The organism is Daejeonella sp. (assembly GCF_044232565.1).
Lineage (GTDB): Bacteria > Bacteroidota > Bacteroidia > Sphingobacteriales > Sphingobacteriaceae > Daejeonella.
On the sequence record NZ_JBIILQ010000153.1, the window covers coordinates 1 to 6,666 of the forward strand.

At 38.1% G+C, this 6,666-nt stretch carries 7 protein-coding genes; 1 reads left to right on the forward strand and 6 read right to left on the reverse strand.

The window, feature by feature from the left end; all coding sequences use genetic code 11:
- The 6 genes from ACILQF_RS09000 to hisG form a co-directional block, all read right to left on the reverse strand.
- Positions 1–185: HisA/HisF-related TIM barrel protein (locus ACILQF_RS09000; RefSeq protein ID WP_395627085.1), on the reverse strand; the 185-nt coding region annotated here is incomplete at its 3' end.
- A complete protein-coding gene (gene hisH, locus ACILQF_RS09005; protein WP_395627086.1) occupies positions 163–783 on the reverse strand; it encodes an imidazole glycerol phosphate synthase subunit HisH in 621 nt (206 codons plus the stop codon). The genes hisH and ACILQF_RS09000, both read right to left, overlap by 23 nt.
- The gene (gene hisB, locus ACILQF_RS09010) at positions 780–1,874 is read right to left on the reverse strand and encodes a bifunctional histidinol-phosphatase/imidazoleglycerol-phosphate dehydratase HisB (protein ID WP_395627087.1); all 1,095 of its coding nucleotides are present in this window, start codon (positions 1,872–1,874) and stop codon (positions 780–782) included. The genes hisH and hisB overlap by 4 nt, the downstream gene beginning before the upstream one ends.
- Positions 1,871–2,932, reverse strand: a complete 1,062-nt coding sequence (gene hisC / locus ACILQF_RS09015; RefSeq protein WP_395627088.1) for a histidinol-phosphate transaminase — start codon at positions 2,930–2,932, stop codon at positions 1,871–1,873. Before hisC ends, hisB begins: the two co-directional genes overlap by 4 nt.
- Before the next feature lie 32 nt (positions 2,933–2,964).
- Positions 2,965–4,266 carry a histidinol dehydrogenase gene (gene hisD, locus ACILQF_RS09020; RefSeq protein ID WP_395627089.1) on the reverse strand — a complete coding sequence of 434 codons (1,302 nt, stop codon included), beginning with the start codon at positions 4,264–4,266 and terminating at the stop codon, positions 2,965–2,967.
- A 13-nt stretch (positions 4,267–4,279) separates the two neighbouring features.
- Positions 4,280–5,131, reverse strand: coding sequence for an ATP phosphoribosyltransferase (gene hisG, locus ACILQF_RS09025; protein WP_395627090.1), 852 nt, complete (start codon positions 5,129–5,131; stop codon positions 4,280–4,282).
- Positions 5,132–5,763: 632 nt separating this feature from the next.
- Here hisG and ACILQF_RS09030 point away from each other — a divergent pair.
- The coding region (locus ACILQF_RS09030; RefSeq protein ID WP_395627091.1) for a BatA domain-containing protein at positions 5,764–6,666 on the forward strand (903 nt) is incomplete at its 3' end.

A 6,666-nucleotide genomic window follows, 5' to 3' on the forward strand; every position in this document is an offset into this window, starting at 1 on the left:
TGATTGCTAAAATCACCTTTTGCCCCATTTAGGTCGATGATGTGTATGAATTCAGTTCCATTTGATTGATATTTTTCAATCATCTCTTCTAGGGTAACCTCATAGGAAGTTACTTGGTCATAATCACCCTCACGTAATCTAACAACCTTACCATTTAAAATATCAATTGCTGGAATTATATACATGGCTTTTAGCTAATTGTGCAAAATTTTTAATTAATTGTTCACCGGCAATTCCAGATTTTTCTGGATGAAATTGAACGCCGTAAAAGTTATCTTTCTGAATCGCTGAAGAGAATTTTATTCCGTATTCTGTGGCAGCAATCGTAAAATTAGAATTAAATTCTATATAATACGAATGTACAAAATAAAAATGCGAGTCTTTGGGAATGTCTTTAAACAGGGGATTGTCAGGATTTGAGAAAACTTTGTTCCACCCAGTATGCGGGACTTTCACTTGTAGTGTTTCGCTAAACAACTTTGTTTCTAATGGGATAATTCCTGTTAACTTGGAATCTCCTTCTTCTGAATGATTGCTTAATAATTGCATACCCACACAAATGCCGAGAACCGGTTTTTTTAATTGAATGATGGCTGGAATGAGTGCCGTATCCTTTAATTTCTGCATTGCAGTGCCCGCATGCCCTACACCGGGAATGATGTAACAATCGTATTGATCAAAATCTTTGGCATTATGAATCATGCCATAGCTTAAATCCAGTCGATCAAGGGCTGCCTTGAGTGAGAAAATGTTTCCCGCACCGTAATAAACAATTCCGATCATAATACTCCTTTGGTACTGGGTAATTCGGTTCCTGTTATTTGTATAGCCTGCTTTATGCTTTTTGCCAATGCTTTAAAGCTCGCTTCAATCATGTGATGGGTATTGTTGCCATCTATAATTTTTAAGTTTAAGTTCATTCCTGCATGCTCAGAGAAGGATTTCATCCAATGTTCAAACATTTCAGTTGGGAAATCACCCACATATTCCCTATCAAATTTACCTTCATAGATGAAGTATGCACGATCAGAAAAATCTATCGCACACTGAACGAGTGCTTCGTCCATTGGCAATAAAAAACCATAGCGTTCAATACCTCTTTTATCTCCTAATGCTTGTTTAAATGCCTTTCCCAAAGCTATAGCAGTATCTTCAATGGTGTGGTGCTCATCAATCTCCAAATCACCATCCACTTTAAGAACGAGATCCACACCAGAATGTTTTGCCAATTGGTCGAGCATGTGATCATAAAATTTCAAACCTGTGTTGATTTGATGCGTACCGGTACCATCTAAATTCAGGCTCAATTTTATTTTGGTTTCTTTTGTATTTCGTTCTAATTCTACAAAGCGATCCTTTTTTGTTGTTAAATAATTAGTGATATCAATCCAATTTGTGCTAGATAGCACCGCCTGTTGATGCGTCTTTTCTGAATAGAAAATTGCCTTACAGCCAAGATTTTGGGCCAATAGAATATCAGTTTCTCTATCCCCGATGGTAAAAGAATGGTGCAGGTCTATTAAATTGGAAATGAGGTAATTAGTCAATAATCCGGTATTGGGTTTACGGTTGGGACTATGATCTTCTGGGAAGGAATCGTCAATAAATATTTCAGCAAAGCTGATACCTTCATTTTTTAAAACATTAAGCATTTTTTGCTGTGGTTTTTGAAAATCTTCTTCAGGGAAACTGCTCGTACCGCGACCATCTTGGTTGCTTACCATAACCAATTCATAACCGAAATCTTGCAGCTTTTTTAAGGATGATATCGCGAAAGGTAGAAATTCTAGTTTCTCGAGACTGTCAACTTGGAAATCTTCGGGTGGTTCAATAATTAAAGTGCCATCACGATCTATAAACAATACCTTTTTCATTTTTTTCTTGATTCTTCGAAGTTTTTAAAAGCTTCCATTAAAAGTTTATTTTCTTGTGGGGTGCCAACTGTAATCCGAAGGCATCCTTCACATAGCTCAACCTTTGAGCGGTCGCGGACAATTATACCGAGGTCCACAAAATATTGGTAAATTTCTTTGGGATTTTCTGTTTTTACGAGGATGAAATTAGCATCTGAAGGGTAAATAATTATTACTGAAGGCATGATGCTTAAGTTAGCTCTTAGCTTTTCGCGTTCAGCGACAGATTCTTTTATCCAATTATTTACTTGATCGACATTCTGTAGAGCCTCCAAAGTAAGTTCTTGCGAAGCCTCATTCATGTTGTATGGTGGCTTAACTTTATTGAAAACTTCAATAATTTCTTCGCTGGCAAAGGCCATTCCTACACGTAAACCGGCTAAGCCCCATGCTTTGGATAAGGTTTGTAGAACTACCAAATTGGAATACTCAGTAAGCTCCTGGATAAAGGTTTTTTGGCGGCTATAATTGATATAAGCTTCATCAATAACCACCAAGCCATTGAAATTTGCCAAAATAGTCTCAATATCTGCTCTGTTTATGGAATTCCCTGTAGGGTTATTTGGCGAACAGATAAATATAATTTTAGTGTTTTCATCTATCGCCTCGGCAATGCCTTCCATGTTTAGCTGATAGTCTGGCAATAGATTGATTTTTCTAATCTCAACATCATTGATATTGGCTGATACCTCATACATGCCATAAGTTGGCGGAACAGTAATTACATTATCCCTCCCAGGATTGCAAAATGCACGAAAAAGTATGTCAATGGCTTCGTCGCTTCCGTTTCCTAAAAATATATTTCTGGGAGGTACTCCCTTAATTTCTGAAAGTCGCTTTTTAACCTTGTACTGCAATGGATCTGGATAGCGATTATAATTTGATTTTAGCGGCGAGCCATATGCGTTTTCGTTAGCATCCAGGAAAACGGAAGCTTCTCCTTTAAATTCATCTCTTGCAGATGAATAGGGGACAAGCTCTTTAATATTTTTACGAAGTAAATTCTGTAAGTTGAACATCGTATTTTGTTAATGTGTTGTAATTCAATTATTTATAGGTTTTGATTGTTTTTTAGGCGTACGCTAACTGCATTTTTATGCGCTTGTAAACCTTCCAGAGCCGCTAATATTTCTACTGTCGGACCTAAGTTTTTTATACCTTCTTTACTTATGTGCTGAAAGGTAATTTTCTTGATGAAAGAATCAAGAGATACCCCTGAATACGCTCGTGCATAGGAGCTTGTTGGTAAAGTATGGTTTGTTCCAGACGCATAATCACCTGCGCTTTCAGGTGTTAAGTGCCCTAGAAAAACAGATCCTGCATTTATAATTTCAGGACTAATTTCCTCCCATTGATCTGTTGCTAAGATTAAATGCTCAGGAGCGTATATATTACTGTACTCCATGGCCTCATTGAGGTTTGCGCAATATATTGCATAAGAATTTGCTATGGCTTTAGAAGCGATTTCAGCCCTAGGTAATAATGCCAGTTGGATCTTAATTTCAAGAATAGTTTCATCGATAATTCGTTGAGAATTGGATAGCAATACCGCCTGACTATCGATGCCGTGTTCGGCCTGAGCTAGAAGGTCGGCGGCAACATATTCCGGATTTGCACTTTCATCGGCAATGATAAGAACCTCTGATGGTCCTGCAGGCATGTCGATGGCAGTTTGACTTTCTGATTGAATAATGGTTTTTGCTTTGGTCACATATTGGTTTCCAGGACCGAAAATCTTATCCACTTTTGTGATAGTATCTGTCCCATAAGCCATTGCAGCAATTGCTTGAGCACCTCCTGCAAGATAAATCCGTTCAATCCCTAAAAGCTCTGCACAAAAAGCGACATAAGCATTCACTTTGCCGTCTTTTTGGGGTGGTGAACAAACGATAATCTCTTTACATCCTGCCAAGATGGCTGGTATGCCGAGCATTAAAAAGGTGCTCGGTAAAACGGCAGTCCCGCCAGGAATGTATAATCCAACTTTTTCAATCGCTCTATACTCACGCCAGCAGACTACACCTTTTGTAGTTTCAATTTTTTGTTCGGCAGGGATTTGCGTTTCATGAAACTTTCTAATATTGTTGTAGGCAATTATGATGGCTTTTTTTTCGTCCTCTCCAGCACCTTGGGCGATAGTTTTTAGCTCTTCTTTATCCAAAAAAAGCTTTTTTAGCACAATACCATCAAACTTCTCCGCATAGTTGTGTAAAGCGGCATCACCTATTCTTTTCACCTCATCAATAATGTCACTAACGATGCTGCGAACCTGCTGGTTTGAATCACTATTACGTTTGCATAGTTCTTCAATTCCCTTGCGAGTAAGATCCTTGAAATTGTAGACTTTCAACATGTGTTTTTATCTATTAGAGGATGATTTTTTCAATTGGCATCACAACAATACCTTGAGCACCAGCACCTTTCAGGAGGCTGATTTTTTCCCAGAAATCTCGCTCGGGAATAACCGTATGAATGGCAACCCAGCCCTGTTCAGCTAATGGTACAACCGTGGGGCTCTTTACTCCAGGTAAAAGCGCTAAAATTTGATCAATGTTTTTGGCTTCTGCATTTAAAACCACGTATTTGGTTTCTTTAGCACGTAACACCGATTGAATTCTTTGAATTAGCTCAATGATAAGATTATCATTTTCGATGCCTTTACGCCCAATTAAAACAGCTTCAGATTTCATTACTTCTGCAAAGGGTTTCAATCCATTGCTCTTTAATGTGGCGCCCGTTGATACAATATCGAAAATCGCATCACTTAAGCCTAAACCTGGAGCAATTTCTACTGAGCCGGAAATAGTTCTAATGTCAGCATTTATAGATTCTTGATCTAAGAATTTTTTTAGGATAACAGGGTAAGAGGTGGCGATAGATTTGCCATTTAAGTCGGAAATTTTTTCGATATCACTATGCGTTTGCACAGCCAGTTTTAAGGTGCATTTGCCGAAGCCCAACATTTGCAAGAAGCTAACGTCAACACCGGTTTCACTGATTACATTTTCGCCCACAATTCCAAGATCTGCAATACCATCTTGTACATATTCTGGGATGTCATCATCACGCAAGAAAAGTATTTCTAGAGGGAAATTAGAAACGTTGGAAATTAATGAACTTTTATAATTTTCGAAGCTTAAACCGCAGTTTTTAAGAAGCTCGACAGATTTTTCGTTTAATCTACCCGATTTTTGGATAGCTATTTTGAGAGTTTTCAAATTTTATGTTTTAATCAGACCAAAAAAAATATTAAGAAACAGTTTCACGTAGAAACGTATATAAATTACATCGCCGCAAAGCGATGATGGAAATGTACGTGATGTGTGAAAACTAAATTCATATTTTCGGCCCAACTAACTTGGGGGAATACAAATATACTGATAGCTTTCGGTATTTTCAAATTTACAGGCCCATAACACTTGTATCTTGGTTTTTATTACAATAAATTGAGAAATGTTACTAGCCACTTTACATAGACAACTGTACAAGCGTCTATCTATCTGTTGTCACCGTACCACTACCCCCTGTGGTCGGTGTTGTCACCGTACCACTACCCCCTATGGTCGGTGTTGTCACCGTACCACTACCCCCTGTGGTCGGTGTGGTCACCGTACCACTACCCCCTATGGTCGGTGTTGTCACCGTACCACTACCCTCTATTGCATACACTCGACATAAACATCGAAAGTTGGGTAGATGTAGGATAGCTTGCTGGGATGTGACTGGTACGGTGACAACACCGACCAGAGGGACGACCAGAGCTAACAACCTTGCCATTCAATATCCATAAAAATAGTCTCCAAAAAAAGGACTTTCAAACTCGATTAATTATCATTAAATTTGTTTCTTAATGAGATTCCTATCCCCCGGATTTTTATTTGCACTCCTGACAATCGTCATACCTATTCTCATTCACCTTTTTAATTTTCGAAAATTCAAAAAAGTATACTTCAGTAATGTGCGTTTTTTGAAAAATGAGGAGATACAAAATGTATCCAAGAGGCAGCTCAAAGACCGTTTAATTCTTGCCTCAAGGATTTTAGGGATTGCCTTTCTTGTATTTGCATTTGCAAGACCTTATATACCAAGCACTTCTCAAAATAATTTGTTTCAAAATCAGGTTTTGAGCATTTATATCGATAATTCCTATAGCATGGAGGCTCAGAATAAGGAAGGGATGTTACTCGATGAAGCCAAACGAAGAGCCAAAGAAATTGCATCAGCATATAGCCTAAATGATAAATTTCAAATCCTTACCAACGATTTTGAAGGTAAAGATCAGCGTTTACTCTCCCTCGAAGATTTTCAAAATGCAGTAGATGCCGTTGAAATTAGTCCCGCACAAAAAAATATAAACCAAATTATCTCTCGGCAAAAGGATGTTTTCCAGAAAGAGCCAAATTCGCGCAAAACCATTTATCTTATTTCCGACTTCCAGAAAAATACCCTTGCCGAACAAGCTATTTCTGCGGATAGTGCCTTTGCAATTCGATTAGTACGCATAAAATCTAATCCACAGCCCAATATCTCCATTGATTCGCTATGGTTCAGCACAGCCATTCATAAGCCCGGTGATTTTGAAAAAATAATTGTCCGATTGAAGAATAATTCGGAGGAAGAAGCAATCAATATTCCAATTAAATTGTTCATCGATAAAGATCAAAAAGCTTTGGGAAGCCTTTCAATAAAAGCAAGGTCTACTGCAATTGATACCCTGACTTTCAGCGGTTTAAATTCAGGTTGGAAAGAGGCT

Bases quoted from the DNA above. Each gene is read 5' to 3' on its own strand.
- hisC (WP_395627088.1), bottom strand. From the start codon at position 2,932: ATGTTCAACTTACAGAATTTACTTCGTAAAAATATTAAAGAGCTTGTC.
- hisD (WP_395627089.1), bottom strand. From the start codon at position 4,266: ATGTTGAAAGTCTACAATTTCAAGGATCTTACTCGCAAGGGAATTGAA.
- hisB (WP_395627087.1), bottom strand. From the start codon at position 1,874: ATGAAAAAGGTATTGTTTATAGATCGTGATGGCACTTTAATTATTGAA.
- hisH (WP_395627086.1), bottom strand. From the start codon at position 783: ATGATCGGAATTGTTTATTACGGTGCGGGAAACATTTTCTCACTCAAG.